Raw genomic sequence first — 19,841 nt, 5'->3', positions numbered from 1 at the left:
GTGTCGTGGCGTTCGTGGCCGATGCGGATTTTCTGGTCGTGCTCGATGTTTTCGTCCCAGTCGCGCTGGGCGTGGATGAAGATCTGTTCGGCGCCTTTTTTGTCTTCGATACGCAGTTCGTTGTAGCCGGCGCCACCCGGTGAACTCATGGACTTGAATGCCGTGCGGGTCTTGTTCGCCGGCAGGGCGTAAGGCACCGGATGTTCCTTGTGGTACAGACAGCCGGTGATCAGCGGCTGGTCAGGGTCGCCTTCGAGGAAGGTCACCAGCACTTCCATGCCGATGCGCGGGATGACGAGGGCGCCATAACGGTCGCCGGCCCAGCTGGAGGACACGCGCAGCCAGCAGCTGGTCTTGTCGTCGGCCTTGCCTTCGCGGTCCCAGTGGAATTGCACCTTGACCCGGCCGTACTGATCGCAGTGGATTTCTTCGCCCTTGGGCCCGGTGACCACCGCGGTCTGGCTGCCCAGCACCCGCGGTTTCGGGTGGTTCAGGGCCGGGCGGTAGAACACCTGCCAGGGCGTGGCGAGGAAGCGGTTGCGATAGCCCTGGTGGAAGTCATCCTTGTTGTCGGTGGTGTCGCTGGTCACCGACTCTTCCAGCACCTGTGGCTGCTTGCCTTCGTGGACGATGTGGGTCAGCAGCCACAGGTCGTTCCACTCGCTGCGCGGGTGCTCGGACAGTTCCAGGAAGTGGCCGCTGACCAGTCGCGTCTGGTCGCCCCAGCCTTCGGCCTGCTGGTAGTCGGCACGGTGGCGTTCGAGGGCGCGCTGGCTGAGGAACTTGCCGCGCGCGCGGTCGGTGAAGCGGCCCGGGTAGTCGTAGTCCTCCAGGTCCGGCTCTTCGCTTTCAGCCTCGGGTTTATAGGCGGCTTCCAGTTGCAGGCGCGGTTTCTCGAAGTCGTAATCGCGTCGAGTAGTACGGCGGGTGCGGGTCTCCAGGCGCAGGTTGAAACCCTTGATCACCGGCTCGTCGGCGACCATGCCACTGCCCTGGATATAGGCGGTGGGCTGGCCAAGTTTGGGGAACACGGTCTGGTCGTCGCCGAACACCAGCAGGTGGCCCTGCGGGCTGTGCTGGAAGTGGTAATGCAGGCCTTCCTCTTCGCACAGGCGCTGGATGAAGTGCAGGTCGGTCTCGTCGTACTGCACGCAGTAGTCGCGCTCCGGGCACGGGGTGCCGAGCTGGAACCGGTAGGCGTTGCCCTGGATGCCGTGCTCTTCGAGGATCAGCGCGATGATCTTCGGCGCCGACAGCTGCTGATAGATGCGCTGGTTGGTGCGGTGTTCGAGATAGGCCAGTTGCGGCACCAGCGACACCTTGTAGCGGGTCAGGCGCTTGCCGGCATCGCCCTGGGCCACGCGGTAGATCTGGCCGTGGATGCCACTGCCTTGCGGATCAAACGCTAGAAAAGCCTGCTTGTGCAGCAGGGTTTCCAGGTCCAGGTCGGGGTTCTCGCTGACCAGCTCCAGATCGAAACGGAACGGCTGGCTGATGCCTTCGATCCCCTCGAAAGACAGCACCTGCAAGTCACCCTGGAAGTCGTCGACCGTCAGGCTGAAGTGGGTTTCATTGGAAGGATTGAACATAGCTTGCTCCCTGTTCGATGGTCATCCGTTACGCCGATGGAACCAGCGTTGCAGCCAGGACGAATCCGCGCGCATGGCGTCGCGCAATGCTTGGGCGGAGATGGTGCGCTGCGCCACGTCGAAGGCCAGCGCCGCACGCAGGGCTGGCCAACAGTGTCTGGGTAGATGCCTGGGCGCCTGCAGCGAGCGGTCCAGGCGTTCGTCGCGGGCCTGGGTCGACGGCAACCGGCGATACGGGTGCTTGCCGCAGGCCAGTTCATAGATCACACAGGCCACCGCGTACAGGTCGGCGCTGGCCGACAAGGCGCCGCCCTCCAGCAATTCGGGGGCGGCATAGCCGGGCGTCCAGGCGTTGAAGCGGCTGCGGCTCAGTTGCGGCAGGCCGGACAGCACGCCCTCCTCGGCCTGGCTCAGGCCGAAGTCGAACAGCCGCACGCCGTCTTCGCAGAGCATCACGTTGCTCGGCTTCAGGTCGCCGTGCAGCACACCGCGAGCGTGGCTGTACGCCAGGGCATCGAGCAGTGGCCGCACCACATCGCGCAGCTCTTTCCACGGCAGCCCCAACGGCCGCTCGCAGAGCAGTTTGTCCAGGGTCAGGCCGCGCATCAGCTCCATGGTGATGAAGGCGCGCTGGCACTGGGTGTCCACCTCGAAGCTGTGCAGGCGCACGACGTTCGGGTGGCGCAGGCGTCGGGTCAGGGCGAACTCGCTGTAGAGCAAGGCGCTGGCATCCGGCGTCTCGGAGAATTCTTCGCTCATGACTTTGAGCGCTATGTAAGGGTCGGGATCGCCGAACTGCTCATGCAGCAGATCCCGCGCGCGGTAGACCGCGCCCATGCCACCGGCCCCGAGCAGGCGCTCGAGGCGGTAACGTCCGGCCAATACGTCCGGCAACCCGCCCACAGGCACCACGGCCTGAGCCTTGGAACGGGGGCGATTCCTGGAGCGGTTGCGGCCTTTGCCCTTGGCCTTGGGCGCCACGGGACGCGGCGCCTCATTGGCCTTGGCGAAGGCGAAATAGGTCAGGTTGCTGGCCTCTTCCTCGCTCATCAGGATGTTATCCAGACCGGATTTGAGATCACTCATTGGCGGATCACCACGGCTGTCAGATTGTCCCGCGCCGAACCACGCAGGGCGCCGTCGAACAGACGCTCCAGCGCCACCTGCGGCGAAGCCAGGCTCAAGGCATTGCCCAGCGCGTCGCTGGTCAGGCCCTGGTACAGGCCGTCGCTGCACAGCAGGAAGGCATCGCCGGGGTAGACCTGCAGCTCCAGCACATCCAGGGTCAGCTGCTCGCTGGCGCCCACCGCCCGGGTCAGGGCATTGGCCGCCGGATGGGCCCGCGCCTGCTCGACGCTCATCTGCTGCTCGTCGATCAGTTGCTGCTGCAGCGAATGGTCCTTGGACAGCTGGTACAGACGCTGCCCGCGCCACAGGTAACAGCGGCTGTCGCCGGCCCAGATGCACGCCGCGCGGTCGCCTTCCAGCAACAGCGCGACCACGGTGCTGCCCATGATGCTGTCGTGGCGCTCGGCGGTGACAGTCAACTCCTGGCCCAGGCGCCGGTTGAGCCAGTGCAGGCACTGGCGCAGGCCCTTGAGCCGCTCGTCGAAGCTGTCTTGCGCCGGCAACTCGGCCAGGCTGGCGACGATCAACTGGCTGGCGATGTCGCCACCCTGATGCCCGCCCATGCCGTCCGCGACCACCCAGAGCCCCTGCTCCGGACAGTCGAGGAAGGCATCTTCGTTGCGCGCCCGAACCTTGCCCGGGTCGGTGCGCGCAGCGCTGCGCCAGGTACTGGCAACCAGCATCAGAGCTGCACCGGCATACGGAAGGTACGCAGCACACCCATGTCGAACGGGTTCGGCGTGCGCTGGCTCATCAGCAGGTAGTTGGCGCGCAGGCCGCCCAGGTCAGCCTTGAGCACCAGCACGTCACGGCCGGTCAGGTACTCGGTCTGCATCAGGTCGAACAGACGGAACAGCGACCAGGGGCCGGTGTTCTTTTCGATGCCCACCGGGCGCCCGGCCATCTTGTCCAGCACCAGGCTGGTGCGGCCGTCTTCGGCATCGGTCGGCCACTTGAAGGACACCGGCACGATCGGGCCGTGACGGTATTCCATGGTCTTGTCGCCGAAACGGAACTCGGAACGGCTCACCGCCGGGTCCAGGGTGTAGGGCTCCAGCTTGAACTGCACCTGCGGCTCCGCCGGGTTCTCCGAGAAGAAGCTCTGGCGGATCACCTGGGCGGCGGCCATCTGGTCGAGGTAGACCTTGGACATCGGCAGGCTGTGGCCGTCGATGCTGCGCAGGCGGTAGTTGCCCGGATCGCCGCTGACGAAAGGCCGCATGTAGTTTTCGAAGAAGCGGTCGGCGATGCCCTGGGCCTTGAAGAACTCGCGGAAGTCGCTGATGGCGACATCGCTGGTGCTGTGGGCGCTGAACGGATAACGCTTGCTGATGGCCTTGCCGTAGAAGCTGTACAGCTCGCTCTGGTAGCGCTGGTTCAGGTACTGGTAGGAGTCGTTGAGCACCAGGCGCCAGGTGTCTTCCGCCAGCACGTTGAACCACACGCTCACCGGACGCGGCAGGCGCACCGAGGCGTTGCGCAGGTTGCTCAGGGCATCGCGCTGGCCGCTCATGCGGGTCTTGGCCATTTCGAACGCCGCCTGCTCGGGCGCGCTGGCACGGGCCAGGCCGGCCAGTTGCAGTTGCAGGTCGTTCAACGCTTGCAGCGCTGGCGTCAGGTCCGCCGCCGGGCCGTTGTTGTCATCCAGCAGGCGGTGCAGCGGTTCGAAGCGACGTTGCAGCGACTTCTTCGCGGTGTCCGGCAGGTTCTTGGCCAAAGCTTCCTGGGCCTTGCCCGCGGCAGCCGCCGCGACCTTGCCCAGCGCCCCGCCTTTCTCGGCGGCCTTGTCCGCCGCGGCGGTCACGTCTTCGGCGCTTTCGGCGATGGCCTGGAAGCGGGTGTTCTCACGCACTTCCACCAGCAGTTGCAGCACCGGCGAGTTGGCCGAGGTCAGGCCGGCGACCTGATCGGCGCCTTCGCCGGCATCGTTGAACGGCTGCAGGCCGACCTGGCCCACCGCTTCGCTCCAGAAGTTGGCGTAGTCGCGGAAGTACAGCTGCTCCAGCTCCACCATCAGGCGGCGCAGGTCCATGCCGCTGATGCCGCTGCCTTCGCCCAGCACCCAGTTGTCACGCAGGATATCGGTGACCAGCGCCGTGCCCTGGACCGAGAAATACTGCTGGTAACCCTGCTGGGTGTAGAAGCCCGGGATCGCGTAGTCGGTGCCGACGAACAGGCTGCCCTGCGGCCCCAGGTGCTGGCTCAGGCGGTACTCCGGCAGGCTCCGCGCCTGTTCGCGCAGCACGCGGTAGACCACGTTGGCCAGCGACTCGCTGCGCAGCACCTGGCGCGCCTGGGCCACCAACGTGTCGTTGAGCGGGTAGCTGAACGGCAGCTTGAGCAGGCGTTCGAAGTGCGCGTTCAGGCCGTTCTGCACCGCGGTGTTGCCGGCATAGCGCGTCGACCAGTCGCTGGCCACCCAGTCCTTGAGCCAGGACGGATCGCGACGATCCTGCATGTTCAGCATCAGGTACGCCCGCAGGCTGTTGAGCAGGCGGTCGCGGTCGCGCATGTTGCTGCGGATCTGCCCTTCGAGCATCTGCGCCACCCGTGGCAACAGCTGCGCTTGCAGCTCACGCTCGTAGGCGCTGAGCACCACCGGGTTGCTTTCCTCGCCCTGGTACAGGCCGACCCGCTCGTGCAGCGAGACGTCGCCCTTGGCCGGGAACACCTTGGTGGCTTCGTAGCTGGTGTCGAGGGTCTTGAGCGCCGCCATCGCATCGTCACGGGCGGTCAGGGCCGTGCGCTGCTGGTTCCAGTTCTGCGCCAGGGAACGCAGGTTTTCCAGGCGCTCGTAGTTGGCGGAAAAACCACCGGCCCACAGCAGGCCGAACAAGGCCAGGGCCACCAGCGCGCCAACGTACAGCGCACGCTGGCCCCAATGGATGCGATTGCGCTCGCGCTTGTCCAGGCCAGCCAGGTCGGCCTCGGGGAAAATCACCCGGCTCAGCAGGTGGTGAATGAAGCGCGAACGACCGCTGCGCAGGGTCGGCAGCACGCCGGCCGCCATGCCCAGGCTGGCGCCGATGCCGGCGGTGTCGGGGTCGAGCTTTTCGGTCAGGTGCGGTGCGCTGGTCAGGTAGAAACCGCGCAGCTGGCTGGCCCGCTGGTAGCGGTTGCCGGTGAACGCCATGTCGACGAACAGGCACAGGTGCTCGCCGATCTGGCCCAACTGGTGCGGAAAGTCGAGGATGCGGCCACGGCGCTGGGTGTCGCGCTCCTGGTGCATGCGCATGATCACCTGGCTGTTCAGGCGCCGCAGCAGCTCTTCGAACTCCTGGCGCAGCACGGCGACGTCGGTGCCGTTCTGTTCCTTGCGGAAGCTGGTGCCGAGCACCTGGTCGCTTTCCTCGCGGCTCAGCTGGTCGAAGAACTCGTCGAAGCCCAGCAACTGGTCGGCCTTGCTCAGCACCAGGTACACCGGCACATCGACATGCAGTTTCTGGTGCACGTCCTGCAGGCGCGCGCGGACCTGGCGCGCCAGGGTCTCGAGATCCTGCTCGTTGCCGCTCAGCAGCAGCTCCACAGGAATGGTCACCAGCACGCCATTGAGCGGACGCCCGCGACGGCGCTTGCGCAGCAGGTTGAGCAAGGTGCTCCAGGCGCTGGCGTCGACTTCCGCGTCGGGCTGGGTCAGGTAGCGGCCGGCGGTGTCGATCAGCACGCCATGGTCGGCGAAGTACCAGTCGCAATGCCGGGTGCCGACGGTGTCGCGGGTCAGCTTGCGGTCGATCTTGTTGATCGGGAACTCAAGGCCCGAGAAGTCCAGCAGGCTGGTCTTGCCGCTGCTCTGCGGACCGATCAGCAGGTACCAGGGCAGGTCGTTGCGCCAGCGCTCGCTGCGCCCGCGGTACAGGCTGGAGGTCTTGAGGGTGCGCATGGCTTCCTTGAAGCGGCTGCGCAGCTCTTTCTGCTCCTCGTCGATCAGCTCTTCGCGGCGCAGGCGTTCCTGGCCGTCTTCGCTGTCTTCCATTTCTTTCTTGCGGACCCCGGCGCGCCAGCTGACGAAGACCATGGTCAGGCCCCAGATCAGGAACAGCATGCTGATGGTCAGCAGGCGCGAGGTCGCGCTTTCCCAGAACTTGTAGTCGTTGACCGCCAGCAGCGGCCCGACGAACCACACCAGCAGTGCCACGAACAGCACCAGCAACAGCGTCCAGACCCACGTCTTGCGCAGGAAGGCGCCGACTTTCTTGAAGAAGTTTTTCATCACACGTCCCTGTATTACGGCTGGGGCTGGACCACGGCCGGGTCAAGCTGCTGATAAGGTTGCAGAACGGTCTCGCGCTGCTCGCCCAGAACCCAGGCGAACCCCGAATACATCACCACCAGGCAGACCACCGTGAACAGCGCGACCATCCACCACGGCACGATGCGCACCAGGCTGCGGCGCTTGTCGTGCAAGCCTTCCCAGTGTGGCGACAGCTCGCGCGGCACGTCGCCACGCAGCTGACGGATCTGCCGGTACAGCGCGTCGCGAATGCCTTCGAGTTCGAGCATGCCGCGGGCCATGACCCGGTACTTGCCCTCGAAGCCCAGCGACAGGCACAGGTACATCAGCTCCAGCATCGGCAGGTGCTTGACCGGGTTCTTCGACAGCCGGTCCAGCAGCTGGAAGAACTTCTCGCCACCAAAGGTCTCGTTGTGGAAGCTGCTGAGCAGGCTCATCTGCGACCACTCGCTTTCATTGCCCCACGGGGTGGTGACCACCGCCTCGTCGACCACGGTGCACAGCACGTAGCGGGCGGCCATGACCTGGCTGCTTTCGGCGCCGTTGTGCAGGGCGCGCACCTCGAACAGCTTCAAGGCCGAGGTCAGGCGCTCGTTGAGCGCGTACAGGTCTTCGCGGGTGTCGCTGTGCTTGAGGCGCACCACTTCCGACAACAGATCGGAGGCCGCCGCCACCAGCGCGTTCAGGCTGATGTTGAAGGCCTCGGCCGGGCGCAGGCGCGCGGCGTAGATCATCCGTTCTTCCAGTTGCTCGAAGCGCGGCGGCGCGGCGAAATCGGTCAGCGGACTCTGCGCCGGGCCATGGCCCTGGCGATCGAGCAGGACGGTCTTGTCGTCCTGGTTGTGTTCCATGTCCTTGATCATGTCGGTCAGTTCCTGATGGCCCAGAATTTCAGTTCAAGCTCGGCGAATTCGCCGGACACGTGGAAGGCGAAACCGCCGGAACGCTCCAGTTGCGCCAGGTCTTCGGAACTGAGTTCGAGGATGAAATAGGTTTTGTTGGAGTGGAACGCGATCTGCCGTGGCGCCACCGGCAAGGGTTTGACCTTGATCCCCGGCAGGTGCAGGTTGACCAGCTGGCGAATCCGCTCCACCGGGCCGACCTTGAGGTGCGCCGGCAAGCGATGGCGCAGTTCTTCGGAGTCGCAGTTGGCACTGGCGGCCAGGACGAACGAGGCCGACCCCAGCAGCTTGTGGTCGTGCAACGGCGACACGATGATCCCGTACTGACGCGCCTGCAGCACCAGCTCGATAGCGTGCTGTTCGAGCACCATCGACAGCACCTGGCGGATCGCGTCCATCAACTTGCGAAAGCTCGCGCCCTGGTCGCTGTGCTGGTAGCGGCTGTCCAGGCGCGGGCGCTTGCTGTCGCTGGCGAAGGTCGCCAGATCGCCGAGCATGGTCAGCAGCGTGCGGTACAGCTCTTCCGGGTGCACCTGCTCCAGGCCCAGGTAGTGGCGCAGCAACAGCTCGGTGCGGTTGATCAGTTGCAGCATCATGAAGTCGCCGACTTCGGCGCCGCCGACCTTGCCGTTGGAACGGATCCGGTCGGCAATGGTGTCGCCACGGTGGCTGAGCATGCTGATCACTTCTTTCAGGCACGACAGCAGGTAGCTCGAGGCATGGGCGTGGATGAAGGTCGGCACGAAGTCCGGGTCGAGGCTGATCACCCCGTCGGGCGTGGTGTCGAGGACTTCGCAGAGCTTGAGCTTCACATAGGCCTGGTCGCTCTGTTGCTCGCCCAGCAGCAGGCGGAAGTCCGGCCGGGCGCAGCTGACCTGGCTGCTGGAATCGTCGCCGGCGTTGGAGTCGGCCACTTCCGCCTCGTAGGCGGTGTAGCGCGCCAGCACATCGGACTGCTCCGGACGGCGCGACTCGATGTGGTTGCCGGTCACCAGCGGCAAGGCCAGGTAGACCGGGGTGTTGCCGGTGTTCGGCGGCACGTCGAGGGCCAGCGGCTCGGTGTTGCCCCCCAGCTCGAACAGGCTGCCGTCGGGCAGGATGCCGGAGGCCTGGCTGATCACCAGCTTGCCCATGTTGAGGAACTGCAGGTCGATCTCCAGGCTCAGGAAACCCCAGGAATAACTGCCCAGCAACTGGGTGCGGGTTTTCATCTGGTAGTCGTAGTAGCGATCGTTGTGCTGGAAGTGCTGCGGGCGCAGCAACATGCCTTCCTGCCAAATGACTTTATGCACGTTCATGATTACTTGTCCGCCTTGGCGAGCGTTGCGTTGCTGGTGCGGATACCGGCCTGGTCGAGGGTCAGATCGGCTTCGGTCAGCTCCACCGGAGTGAGCTGCACCACATAGCGCCACTGGGCTTCGGAGATATCGCGGTAGGCCGCCAGCACGCCGACGTAGCGGCTGCCTTCTTCGACGCTGAGCTTGAGTTCCACGGTTTCACCCGGGCGCAGTTCCAGTTCTTCGCTGGCCACCATGTCCGGGGCCAGGGACTCCTTGGCGCGCTCGTAGAGGCTGAAGAAATCGGCATTCTCGAAGGCCACCGGATGCTTGAGCTCGATCAGCCGCACCACGATCGGCGACGGGCGACCGTTGAGGTCCGGGTTGAGCTGGTCGCTGGCGGTCAGCTTGAGGTTCAGCTTGGTCATGGTCGAGTACGGCGACAGCGACGAGCAGCCGGCCAGCAACGCCAGGGCGGTCAGCATGGCCAGCGTCTTGAGTAACAGGGTCGAGCAGCGAGACATGCGCATCATCCTTGGTGTTCGGTGTGAAGGGTGGAGATCAGGCGGATCTGTTCTTCGTAGGCCTGGGCGAAGTCACGGGCCAGCAGGCGTTCGCTCCAGTCATCGTCCTGACGCAGGGCCTGGTGATAGCGGTTGTAGGCTCTCCAGCGGCTGCCGGAGGTGGCCAGCAACGGCTTGTTGTCGCGCTCGAAACGCAGGGTCAGCTGCTGCGGCGAGAAATGCTCGAGGGTGCCGCGCACGGCCGCGCGGCTGGCGGTCAGCAGCGCCACCTGGTGCGCCTGCAAATCGCGGAAGGCGCGGGAGATCGCCTGCTCGGCCGGCAGCTGGCCGGGTTTGTTGCCTTGCAGCAGGATGCCTAGCGCTTCGCTGGCGTCCACGGCGAACTTCAGTGGGTTCTTGCTGCCGCCCTGGGCGGTGGTCAGGGCCAGGCGCAGTTCGTTTTTCAGCTCGCTGCGGGTGCGCAGGCTCTGCTGCAGGCCACCGATGCTTTGCTTGAGCAGCCGCGCGGCATCGATTGCCAGGGCTTCGCGGGCGTCGTGATCGAGGCCTTTGAGGTCCACCCCCAGCGCCGCGCCGAAATGCTCCCAGAAGCCTTCGCTCTGGCGTTCCACCGGGGCCGGCTCGACGGCGACCGGCGCCTCGGGCTGCGCCACCAGTTCCGGCACCAGCAGGCTTTCCATGTCGATCCGCGCATAGTCCGCGCGCTGGCGTGGTTCCTGGCGCGGCGTGTTGAGCGCGGTCAGCTCGTCGATTTCCGAATACACCCGCTCCTGCTGGTCCAGCGCGTTGAGCGGGTCGAGGTCGAGGAATGCGTCATCGGGAATGATGCTGCCAGCGGCCTGCGGACGCCCGACTTCAGCGTCGAAGGTCGCCGGATCGCGCACCAGGCGCGCACGGATCTCGAAATCCCCCAGCACATAGATGCTGCCGTGCTCGATACGCTGCGGCTCGCCCTTGCGCAGGCGCGCGCCGCTGTCGCTGGCCTGGATACCGTTGCTGCTGGTATCGGTGAGGAAGAACGTACCGTCGCGGTAGCTGACGATCGCGTGGTGATTGGACAGGTGACGCTTGCGGTCCGGAATGATCCAGTCGCAATCCTCGCCCCGCCCGATCACCCCGCCGGCCTGCTTGAAGGTTTTGCTGCTCAACTCCGTGGGCACGAACTGCTTGGTGTTCAGCATTTCGAAAACCAGTTCCATGATGATGCTCCTTGCGGTCACTTGCCGCGATTGACCGCCTGCGGATCACCCAATGGGCGATAGGTGTTGTCGTTGAATTTGTAATTGCCGCTACAGCCGCCGAGGCCGCTGAGAACGATCAGAGCCAGCAGGGCGGCTTGCCAGTGACGAACAGACATCAGAGGATCTCCATGGGTAGACAATGCACAAAGCGCCGACCCTTGCGGGCGACGCTTGGCGAAACGAAAAAGGCGCTGGGGAAAGTCATGTCGCGCTAACCCTCGAAGTCGCCAAGATTGATGTTCAGCCGCCCGAGGCGGTACAGCAGCGTGCGCCTGGGCAACCCCAGCTCGCGGGCCGCGAGGGTTTGGTTGCCATCGTTCTTGCGCAGGCAATCGAGCAGCAGATGACGCTCGACCTTCTCCAGGCGTTCGCGCAGGTTCAGCCCGGGTTCTTCCGGCAGCGCTTCGATGCTCAGGGAGAAATGCTCGGCCAGCAGCTCGCCGCCTTCGCACAGCAGCACCGCCCGCTCCACCAGGCCCTTGAGCTCGCGCACGTTGCCCGGGAAGGTGTAGCCCGAGAGGTGATTGAGGGCGGTTTCCGACCAGCTCACCGGGTCGCGCTGGAGGAAGGCGCAGGCCTTGTCGGCGAAGTGCCGGGCCAGGTCGAGGATGTCGCCTTCGCGCTGGCGCAGGGCCGGCAACTCGATCGGGAACTGCGCCAGGCGGTAGTACAGGTCCTCGCGAAACTTGCCCTCGCTGACCAGCACCGCCAGGTCGCGGTGGGTCGCGGCGATGATGCGCACGTCGATCTTGTGGGTGTCGTTGGAGCCCAGCGGACGGATCTCGCCCTCCTGCAGCACGCGCAGCAGCTTGGCCTGCAGGGACAGCGGCATGTCGCCGATCTCGTCCAGCAACAGGGTGCCGCCATTGGCCGCGTCGAACAGCCCCGGACGGTCGCGATCGGCGCCGGTGAAGGCGCCCTTGCGGTAGCCGAACAGCTCGCTCTCCAGCAGGTTCTCCGGGAACGCCGCGCAGTTCTGCACGATGAACGCCTGGGAGCGCCGCGGGCCGTAGTCGTGGATGGCCCGCGCCACCACTTCCTTGCCGGTGCCGGTCTCGCCGCGCAGCAATACGGTGTAGGGGCTGTGCAGCACCTTGCTGATCAACTGGTAGGTCTGGCGCATGGCCGTGCTGTTGCCGATCAACCCGTAGCCGCTGGCGCTGACCGGGGTGCTGGCCACAGGCACCGCGTCGCCCACCGGACGCCGCAGGCGTTGCAGCAGATGCAGTTGCCCAAGCACAAACGAGCCCAGCTGGCCCATGGAATCGGCGAAGCCCTGCAGGTCGATATGTTCGCGACTGGCGCACAGCAGCAGGCCCTCGACAGCCTTTTGCGTGTTCACCAGCGGCACGCACAACAGCGACTGCCAGGGCGTGTCCCGGGCCGGCAGGAAACTGGTTTCGTGCAGGCTGCCGCTCAACCCCACCAGGCTCACCACGCGGTTCTGGCACAGGGCGAACTGCAGCAGCTGCTCACCGTTGTAGTCCGCCGGCAGGCTTGCCGCTTCCCGCGGTTGCAGGATGCCGCCCAGGCATTCGGCGCTGAGGCCGAGCCGGGTATGGGTGGCATCGAGCAGGTACAGCTGGCTCAGCTCGCAACCGCTGAGCCCGGCCACGCCGCGCACGAAATCGCCCAGCAGCGCGCCACCGTCGGCCGCCCGCGACAGGCTGGCGAACTGCGCCAGCAGCGCCTCGGCGTAGATCAGCGGTTGCGGTACACGAGTGAACATCACACCCACCTCAGGCGAACTCGCAGGTCACGCCGCCGCTGCTGTCGAGCGTCGCGTGCACGCGCTTGAGGTTCTCGCCGGTGGCCATGGCGTCCAGCAGGCGGTCGGCCACCAGCGGCAGTACGTGCAGGTCGAGCAGATGATCGATCAGGCGCGCGCCGCTTTCGCTCTGGGTGCAACGCTCGGCCAAGTGGTCGACCAGGTTCTGGCAGTGAGTGAAATCCAGCTGGCGACGGTTCAGGCGCTCACCTAAACGGCCCAGCTTGATTTCGATCAGCTCGCGCAGCACCGGGCCGCCCACCGGGTAGTACGGCACCACGCGCATGCGCGCCAGCAGCGCCGGCTTGAAGTGCTTGCTGAGCACCGGGCGGATGGTCTCTTCCAAGGTCTCGGCGCTCGGCCGCTCGCCGTTCTCGCACAGCGCGCTGATGCGGTCGCTGGCCAGGTTCGAGGTCATCAGGATCAGGGTGTTGCGGAAGTCGATCTCGCGCCCTTCGCCGTCGTTGGCCACGCCCTTGTCGAAGATCTGATAGAACAGGTTGAGCACGTCCGGGTCGGCTTTCTCGACCTCGTCGAGCAGAATCACCGAATAGGGTTTCTGCCGCACCGCCTCGGTGAGCATGCCGCCCTCGCCATAGCCGACGTAGCCTGGCGGTGCACCGATCAGGCGCGACACGGTGTGCTTCTCCTGGAACTCGGACATGTTGATGGTGGTGATGAAGCGATCGCCGCCGTACAGCAGGTCGGCCAGGGCCAGGGCGGTTTCGGTCTTGCCGACGCCGCTCGGGCCCACCAGCAGGAATACGCCCACCGGCGCGTCCGGCTTGTTCAGGCCGGCGGCGGTGGCGCGCATCGAGCGGTCCAGCGCATGCACCGCCTGCTCCTGACCACGAATGCGCGCGCGCAGGTCGGTGGCGAAACTCGCGACCTTGGCGTTGTGCTCGCGGGCCAGTTGCGCCAGCGGCACGCCGGTCCAGGCACTGATCACTTCGGCCACCAGGCGCGGGCAGACTTCGAAGCTGACCAGGCGCTCCTGGCTCTGGGCATCGCTCAGGGCGCGATGGGTTTCGTTGAGCGCGGCTTCCAGCGCCTCGACGCTCTGCCCTTCTTCCACTTCAGCGGCGAGGGTTTCGATCACCGTGCCTTCGGCGTCTTCTTCCACCGACACCCGCGGCAGCTGGTTGGCCGCGTCGCGAGCCTTGGCCAGTTGCTGGCGCAGTTCGAGCAGGCGCTCGGCCAGGGTGCGCTGTTCGCTCCACAGAGTTTCCAGGGCTTGTTGCTCGGCCTCGGCTTCGGCCAGGCGGGCCTCCAGCGCGTCCAGGGCTTCCTGGTCGATCACCAGGCCCGCTTCGGCATCGCGGCGCAACGCCTGACGCTGACGGCCGCCTTCGGCCAGTTCGCCACGCAGGCGCTCCAGGCTCTCCGGCGCCGCCGCCAGGCTGATGCGCACCCGGGCACAGGCGGTGTCGAGCACGTCCACCGCCTTGTCCGGCAGCTGGCGGCCGGCCAGGTAGCGGGCCGACAGTTCGGCCGCGGCCACCACTGCGTCGTCGCGCAGGTAGATACCGTGGCTCTTCTCGTAGACCTGGGCCAGGCCACGCAGGATGGTCACCGCCTCGCTGACGGTCGGCTCGTGCAGCTGCACCGGCTGGAAGCGACGGGCCAGGGCCGGGTCTTTCTCGAAGTACTTCTTGTACTCGGCCCAGGTGGTGGCGGCGATGGTGCGCAGCTCGCCACGGGCCAGGGCTGGCTTGAGCAGGTTGGCCGCGTCGGAACCGCCGGCGTTGCCACCGGCGCCGATCAGGGTGTGGGCTTCGTCGATAAACAGAATGATCGGCTTAGGCGAAGCCTTGACCTCGTCGATCACGCCCTTGAGGCGGCGCTCGAACTCACCCTTCACGCTGGCGCCCGCTTGCAGCAGGCCCATGTCCAGCGACAGCAGCTCGACGCCCTTGAGCACTTGCGGCACTTCACCGGCGGCGATGCGCGAGGCCAGGCCTTCGACCACCGCGGTCTTACCGACACCGGCTTCGCCGACCACGATCGGGTTGTTCTTGCGGCGACGGGCAAGGATGTCGACCATCTGGCGGATCGCGCCATCGCGGCACAGCACCGGGTCAAGCTTGCCCTCGCGCGCCTGCTGGGTCAGGTTGTGGGTGAAGCGCTGCAACAGCGATTCGCCCGGCGCCGCCGGCTTGCCGCTGGCCGGCTCTTCCTTCTGCGACAGGGCGAAATCCTTCAGGCGCTCGGTGTTCAACTTGGCCAGCAGCGGCTGGTAACGGCTACCGGCGTAACGCATCGGGTTGCGCAGCAGCGCGAGGATCAGCGCCGCCTGCTCGACCTGGCTCTGGCCCAGTTCGAGGTTGGCCACCAGCAAGGCGTCCTGCAGCCACTGCACCAGCTCCGGGGCGAACACCGGGTTGCGCGAGGCACTGTGCTCGACCCGCGATTGCAGCGCCGCGCTCAGCTCGCCGGCATCCACTTCGGCGTCCTGCAACGCGCGTGCGAGCAAGCCTTGCGGACGCTCCAGCAAGCCCAGCAGCAGGTCTTCGACCAGGATCTTGCTGCCGCCCCGGGCGACGCAGCGTTCGGCGGAGCTTTCCAGGTCACGGCGGGTTTCGGCGTCCAGCGCCTGGATCAGTTGCTGCAGGTCTACGTTGATCATGTCATCTGTCCTTAATGAATTTTGCTGCCCAGGGTCACCACGCCGTCCGCGCGTTCGCGACCGAGCCAACTGGTCCACCCGAGGCGACAGGCGTTCTGCTCACCGATGCGCAGTTCGCGGATTTCCTCCTGGCGCAGGACCAGGCGAATGTCGTAGTCCAGCGGGTCACGCAGGGTGAACCGCACCAGCGCGCACAGCGGCTGGTAGCCGAAACCGATCGGCAGGAATTCGTGGAAGCGTTGCCAGTCGAGCTGGCGGATATGGATGCGGAACTTGCCGCTGCGGTCGCGCACCCGTTCGCCCAGCACCAGGTCTTCGCCGAGCTGGCTATTGGCGCGGCCGAGGCGGTTGCGCTGCTCTTCGAGAATCTCCACCCGGCGCTCGATGCACTGCTCAATCACCAGGTCCGCATGCTTGAAGTAGTAGCGCAGCACGGCCTCGATCAGCGCCGCCGAGTGGGCCCGCAGGCTGAGCAGGCCAAGGTACGGCAGCAGGCGCTTCCAGTTCAGCTCCTTGGCCTTGCGGATGTCCTCGCCGCCGAGGCCGATCAGGGCGAACAGCTGGGCGGAAAACGGGTCGAGCGCGCCGCTCTTGAAGCTGGCGCGGTAGCGGTACTTGCGCCAGATCGGCAGCATCAGCCGTTGCAGGCGATGGTGGAACAGGTCGAGGAAGTTGCGGGTCGGGTTGCCGTCTTCGCTGTCGCCCAGGGCTTGTTCACCGTAGAACGCCGGCAGCGGCGAGCCGGAACCGAACAGCCCGATCAGGTTGAACCGCAGGCGCGCGCGCATCTGCCCGTGCTCTTCGAAAAACTCCACGCGATCGACGTCGCTGCCAGGGAAACCCAGGCTCGGATTGGCCTGGAATTCCAGCTGGTCGTAGAGATCCTCTTCGCTCAGGCCCGGGTGGGAATCGCGCAGCCGGTCCACCACCAGCAGCACGGCCTGAAACAGCGAGTACTCGCGAATGACCCGGGTCAGCCCACTTAAAGCAGGGGCTGTAGACCCATACGTGGTGTCCATTGGTACACCTCTCCCTGTGTACTTTTTACCCGCAGCTCGTGGTACGAGTTGAGACTGGCGTAAAGAGCGAAAAACTCGTTGAGAACCGAGGCGAAGACGAACATGTCGCCCTCACCGATATAGCCTTCCGGATCGATGGTCAGCTCGGTGCGCAAACCGCGCAGTGGCAGGCCCCGATGCAACCGGTCGACATGCTCGTGGCGGATCGACTTGAGCCCGCCCAGCAGGCGCTTGCTGACCTTTTCCAGGTGCTGGTCGTAGTAGCGCGGCAAGTCGTAGGTTTCGAGAATCACCTTGAGCGCATCGACGTTGGCCAGCGACAGATAGTTGAGCGACATGTTGCTGATCAGCTTCCACAGGAAGTCGCGGTTCAGCGGTGGCGCGTAGCTCGAGGTGGCCGGGGTGATGTTGCGGAAACTGAGGAACTCCGGGGTTTCCTCGCACGCCTGGTTGATCTCGCCGAGCTTGAGCCGGCGCGGCAGGTTCTGGTTGGTGCAGGTCAGCTCGATGGACAGGGTTTCGTGGGCTTCGGTGTGGCGGATGCCGAAGCTCAGGTAAGTGTCCAGACCGTCGTGCAGCAGCGAGGAACGCTGGCGGATGCTGTAGTGCGGGCGGCTTTGCGGGACGTCGAAACTCGGGTCGTGCTCGAAGGATTCGAACGGCACGTATTCCTGGTAGCCCAGGCCGCCGGGCTTCCAGCCGGTCACGGTTTCCACCGAGAATACGCCGCAGTTTTCCAGGTCGTACTCAGCCGGCAGCAGCAGGTACTCGTCCTGCTTGCCGTCGAGGCGGATCGGCAAGGCGTCGTGCTTGAACAGGTTGGCGATCGGCGTGCAATACAGCTTCACGTTGTCCAGGGTCGGCCGCAGGCGCTGGATGCCGCTCTTGCGGATGTCGAAGCGCACTTCCAGGCCGTGCAGCTGCTTGAGGGTGTCCTCCGGCAGCGACTTGAGCAGGTCCAGGCCGTTCAGGTCGACGAACAGGAACTTGTCCTGGAAGGCGAAATACTCCTGCAGGTAGCGATAGCCGCGGAAGGTGTTCAGCGGATACGGGATCAACGCCTCTTCCTCGGCAAAGCCCACCGGCTGCACGCGGTTGCCGGGCATCTTGAACGACATGGCATTGCCGCTGACACCCGGGAACGGCTTGCCGTCCATGCCCAGCGGCACCAGCTCGATGCCTTCCAGGTTGCGCAGCAGGCTCAGGTAGAGCATCTGGCTGATGTAGCGCTCGCCCGCCAGGTGCAGGCGCAGGCGGCTGAGGTTCAGCTCGCCGAGGTGGCCGTCGCAGCTCATCTCCAGGCGCAGGCTGAGCAGCGCGCCGTCGCCTTTCACCGAGTAGTTCAGCGCCGTCAGGTCCAGCGGCAGAACTTCGGTCGGGTAGCAGGTGCGGAAGCGGCAGCGCACGTCATCGATGGGCTTGCTCTCCACCGGCGTATCACGCTCCACGCGCAAGGCCGGCCCGGACTGCTTCAGCGGGTCGAACTGCAAAATGCTGAACGCCGGCAACGGCCGCATGTAGTTCGGCCACAAGAGGTGCATCAGCGAGTGGCTGAGTTCCGGCAGCTCGTCGTCGAGCTTCTGTCGCAGGCGACCGGTGAGAAAGGCGAAACCTTCGAGCAGGCGCTCCACATCCGGGTCCCGCCCGGCCTGGCCCAGGAACGGCGCCAGGGCCGGACTACGCTCGGCGAAACGGCGACCCAGCTGGCGCAGCGCGGTGAGTTCGCTTTGGTAGTAGTGGTTAAAGGACACGGGGGTTACCTGTCTGATCAATAATTTTTTAGTTCGAAAGCTGCACGCACTTCAATTCCAACCGCCCCATCGTTCCACAACCAATCGCGCAACTAACGCCAACCCGCTCATAGAAGCCGTAAGCCCACCATATGCAATTGCCCTTACCGGGTTATCCGGAAGAAAATAGAACAACACAACACCCAACATCAAAACCAACAGTAAAATTTTCAAATATATCTTCGGTACAAAAAAAACAACAAAGTTAACAAAAATAAAAAAATAAAACGTCAACTCAGCAGTACCACCTATCGCTGCTCCACGGTCTGTAAACCCGCCCATATTTTCTTTGTAGTAAGCAACACCAAAATCATGAACAAAGAAATACAAAACACCAGCCAAAAAATAAACTACAGCGCCCGCAAAGATTTTAAATTTCATGGCTTCCACGTTTTATATTTCGCCAATGTGCCGGAATCAATCAAAGTTTTCAGTCGCGTAGCTGAAGATGGCTTGAATACTGTACTCGCCACCGTTGCCCCACTAGGCCCGAACCTCTGAGCACTCATCGGCCTTTTCTCAAGTACCAATTCAAAGTTTTCGGACGCCCATAAACATGCCCTTATGATTATGAAATTGTCGTATACGTTCTCACTTCCATTGTCACTTCCACCGAGTGTTCCATCAGCCCAGTCGAGTCCGGTCTGACCTGTTTTCAGAATCGCGGCATCAACCTCGCGGGTTTCCTCCCAGTACTTCCGGAAGGTATCCACCGCAAATGGAATCTGTCCCAGGCCGTCAGTCCAATAAGGATCACCTTCGACTAAGCAAAGTAGAAATTTAGCGCCCCCTTCAGATTGCTTTTTCCAATCCCCTGGCAGATTTCTGTAGTAAACAAAAGATGGTCGGTCAACAATTGCAAAATCTATAATCGTTTGCCATGTGTGCTGTTTGTAGGCATCGTACACCTCCGAGCCTTCAACACTACTCTTAGGATTTACCCATAGCCGCTCACGATAGAAGTCAGCCAACGGCTCAAACCATTGAATCTTTTCAGCGTAAAGTTTATCAGCACTTAAAATTCGAAATGGCTTATCACAGACATCAGGCCGCACTGCAAATAAAGGCATGCCATTGGAACGAGTCACCAACCAGATATCTGGAAGATGCAGATCCGCAGGATTTGTATCATTACTGGCAGTGGTTTTATTATCCAGCCTTAATGCAGTAGTGCCATTTTCCGTAACAAAGGTGTAAGGCACACCATCGACTTCAACTATTGTTTCCAAGGCCTTACTCCGACGTTACAAAAATCGAGACAGCCTCAGGATTCTGCCCCGTAGAAAAACAGCCAGTTTTTCCGGCCTGTGCAGTACCGAACTTTTCTATCCCACTTTCGGACGTGATTCGGTAACTCAACCCATCTACCGCCTTCCCACTGGCCGTTTTAAAGGCAAACACTCGATTGAAAACACCGGGAATAACTACCGGCAACGGCGGCACAAACTGCGCTGGCGAATGCGAATTGCCGATAATCACCGTCCCCGAGCCGGCCGTGACCGTGTTGCCGTGGGTGCCCACCGAGCCGACAGTCGCCGCCGGCTTGCCATTGATCAGCACGGTAGTCGCCAGGCCGCCGGACATCGCGCCGCCACAGGCCGAGGCATCGCCTTGGCGGGCGGCCGAGAGGCCGTCGAAGAACACATCGCCGGAACCGGCGGCGATCGGGTTGGTTGCGTGGCCGGGGAGCGGGCAGGCGGTGGGGTCGCTGACGCGTGCTGCGGGTTTACCTGACATCCTCGTCTC

General features: G+C 64.1%; 16 protein-coding genes. All 16 read right to left on the bottom strand.

The window, feature by feature from the left end:
* On the bottom strand, positions 1 to 1,589 hold a 1,589-nt coding region (locus AC07Y9_RS09510; protein ID WP_494990234.1), incomplete at its 3' end, for a type VI secretion system Vgr family protein.
* Positions 1,590 to 1,610: 21 nt separating this feature from the next.
* Complete coding sequence (locus tag AC07Y9_RS09505) at positions 1,611 to 2,675, bottom strand: serine/threonine-protein kinase (protein ID WP_102681495.1); 1,065 nt, start codon at positions 2,673 to 2,675, stop codon at positions 1,611 to 1,613.
* The gene (locus AC07Y9_RS09500; protein ID WP_007930264.1) at positions 2,672 to 3,400 is read right to left on the bottom strand and encodes a PP2C family protein-serine/threonine phosphatase; all 729 of its coding nucleotides are present in this window, start codon (positions 3,398 to 3,400) and stop codon (positions 2,672 to 2,674) included. The genes AC07Y9_RS09505 and AC07Y9_RS09500 overlap by 4 nt, the downstream gene beginning before the upstream one ends.
* On the bottom strand, positions 3,400 to 6,927 hold the full coding sequence (gene tssM, locus AC07Y9_RS09495) for a type VI secretion system membrane subunit TssM (protein ID WP_102681496.1): 3,528 nt from the start codon (positions 6,925 to 6,927) through the stop codon (positions 3,400 to 3,402). The genes AC07Y9_RS09500 and tssM overlap by 1 nt, the downstream gene beginning before the upstream one ends.
* A gap of 14 nt (positions 6,928 to 6,941) precedes the next feature.
* Complete coding sequence (gene icmH, locus AC07Y9_RS09490; protein ID WP_007930266.1) at positions 6,942 to 7,811, bottom strand: type IVB secretion system protein IcmH/DotU; 870 nt, start codon at positions 7,809 to 7,811, stop codon at positions 6,942 to 6,944.
* Between the two features lie 5 nt (positions 7,812 to 7,816).
* A complete protein-coding gene (tssK, locus tag AC07Y9_RS09485) occupies positions 7,817 to 9,148 on the bottom strand; it encodes a type VI secretion system baseplate subunit TssK (RefSeq protein WP_007930267.1) in 1,332 nt (443 codons plus the stop codon).
* Positions 9,149 to 9,150: 2 nt separating this feature from the next.
* Positions 9,151 to 9,651, bottom strand: a complete 501-nt coding sequence (tssJ, locus tag AC07Y9_RS09480; RefSeq protein WP_007930268.1) for a type VI secretion system lipoprotein TssJ — start codon at positions 9,649 to 9,651, stop codon at positions 9,151 to 9,153.
* A gap of 5 nt (positions 9,652 to 9,656) precedes the next feature.
* Positions 9,657 to 10,850: a type VI secretion system-associated FHA domain protein TagH gene (gene tagH, locus AC07Y9_RS09475; protein ID WP_007930269.1), complete on the bottom strand. Its 1,194-nt coding sequence runs from the start codon at positions 10,848 to 10,850 to the stop codon at positions 9,657 to 9,659.
* Positions 10,851 to 10,867: 17 nt separating this feature from the next.
* Entirely contained in the window at positions 10,868 to 11,008 is a 141-nt protein-coding gene (locus AC07Y9_RS09470; RefSeq protein ID WP_007930271.1) for a hypothetical protein, read from the bottom strand.
* 95 nt (positions 11,009 to 11,103) lie between these two features.
* Positions 11,104 to 12,621, bottom strand: coding sequence for a sigma-54 interaction domain-containing protein (locus tag AC07Y9_RS09465; protein WP_102681497.1), 1,518 nt, complete (start codon positions 12,619 to 12,621; stop codon positions 11,104 to 11,106).
* 10 nt (positions 12,622 to 12,631) lie between these two features.
* Positions 12,632 to 15,286 carry a type VI secretion system ATPase TssH gene (gene tssH, locus AC07Y9_RS09460; protein ID WP_102681498.1) on the bottom strand — a complete coding sequence of 885 codons (2,655 nt, stop codon included), beginning with the start codon at positions 15,284 to 15,286 and terminating at the stop codon, positions 12,632 to 12,634.
* Positions 15,287 to 15,297: 11 nt separating this feature from the next.
* Positions 15,298 to 16,305 carry a type VI secretion system baseplate subunit TssG gene (gene tssG / locus AC07Y9_RS09455; RefSeq protein WP_007930277.1) on the bottom strand — a complete coding sequence of 336 codons (1,008 nt, stop codon included), beginning with the start codon at positions 16,303 to 16,305 and terminating at the stop codon, positions 15,298 to 15,300.
* A complete protein-coding gene (gene tssF / locus AC07Y9_RS09450; protein ID WP_007930278.1) occupies positions 16,269 to 18,056 on the bottom strand; it encodes a type VI secretion system baseplate subunit TssF in 1,788 nt (595 codons plus the stop codon). Before tssF ends, tssG begins: the two co-directional genes overlap by 37 nt.
* A 51-nt stretch (positions 18,057 to 18,107) precedes the next feature.
* On the bottom strand, positions 18,108 to 18,476 hold the full coding sequence (locus AC07Y9_RS09445; protein WP_102690437.1) for a hypothetical protein: 369 nt from the start codon (positions 18,474 to 18,476) through the stop codon (positions 18,108 to 18,110).
* On the bottom strand, positions 18,473 to 19,324 hold the full coding sequence (locus tag AC07Y9_RS09440) for a hypothetical protein (RefSeq protein WP_007930279.1): 852 nt from the start codon (positions 19,322 to 19,324) through the stop codon (positions 18,473 to 18,475). Before AC07Y9_RS09440 ends, AC07Y9_RS09445 begins: the two co-directional genes overlap by 4 nt.
* Before the next feature lie 4 nt (positions 19,325 to 19,328).
* On the bottom strand, positions 19,329 to 19,832 hold the full coding sequence (locus AC07Y9_RS09435) for a PAAR domain-containing protein (protein ID WP_102680263.1): 504 nt from the start codon (positions 19,830 to 19,832) through the stop codon (positions 19,329 to 19,331).
* Positions 19,833 to 19,841: the final 9 nt, after the last annotated feature.

It is taken from the genome of Pseudomonas sp. GW456-L12 (assembly GCF_059424045.1).
This window is presented reverse-complemented; position numbering and strand designations above follow the sequence as displayed.

Excerpts from the sequence above, each read along its gene's own strand:
- AC07Y9_RS09505 (WP_102681495.1), bottom strand. The coding sequence starts at position 2,675 with ATGAGTGATCTCAAATCCGGTCTGGATAACATCCTGATGAGCGAGGAA.
- AC07Y9_RS09500 (WP_007930264.1), bottom strand. The coding sequence starts at position 3,400 with ATGCTGGTTGCCAGTACCTGGCGCAGCGCTGCGCGCACCGACCCGGGC.
- tssM (WP_102681496.1), bottom strand. The coding sequence starts at position 6,927 with ATGAAAAACTTCTTCAAGAAAGTCGGCGCCTTCCTGCGCAAGACGTGG.
- icmH (WP_007930266.1), bottom strand. The coding sequence starts at position 7,811 with ATGATCAAGGACATGGAACACAACCAGGACGACAAGACCGTCCTGCTC.
- tssK (WP_007930267.1), bottom strand. The coding sequence starts at position 9,148 with ATGAACGTGCATAAAGTCATTTGGCAGGAAGGCATGTTGCTGCGCCCG.
- tssJ (WP_007930268.1), bottom strand. The coding sequence starts at position 9,651 with ATGTCTCGCTGCTCGACCCTGTTACTCAAGACGCTGGCCATGCTGACC.
- tagH (WP_007930269.1), bottom strand. The coding sequence starts at position 10,850 with ATGGAACTGGTTTTCGAAATGCTGAACACCAAGCAGTTCGTGCCCACG.
- AC07Y9_RS09470 (WP_007930271.1), bottom strand. The coding sequence starts at position 11,008 with ATGTCTGTTCGTCACTGGCAAGCCGCCCTGCTGGCTCTGATCGTTCTC.
- AC07Y9_RS09465 (WP_102681497.1), bottom strand. The coding sequence starts at position 12,621 with ATGTTCACTCGTGTACCGCAACCGCTGATCTACGCCGAGGCGCTGCTG.
- tssH (WP_102681498.1), bottom strand. The coding sequence starts at position 15,286 with ATGATCAACGTAGACCTGCAGCAACTGATCCAGGCGCTGGACGCCGAA.
- tssG (WP_007930277.1), bottom strand. The coding sequence starts at position 16,305 with ATGGACACCACGTATGGGTCTACAGCCCCTGCTTTAAGTGGGCTGACC.
- AC07Y9_RS09445 (WP_102690437.1), bottom strand. The coding sequence starts at position 18,476 with ATGAAATTTAAAATCTTTGCGGGCGCTGTAGTTTATTTTTTGGCTGGT.
- AC07Y9_RS09435 (WP_102680263.1), bottom strand. The coding sequence starts at position 19,832 with ATGTCAGGTAAACCCGCAGCACGCGTCAGCGACCCCACCGCCTGCCCG.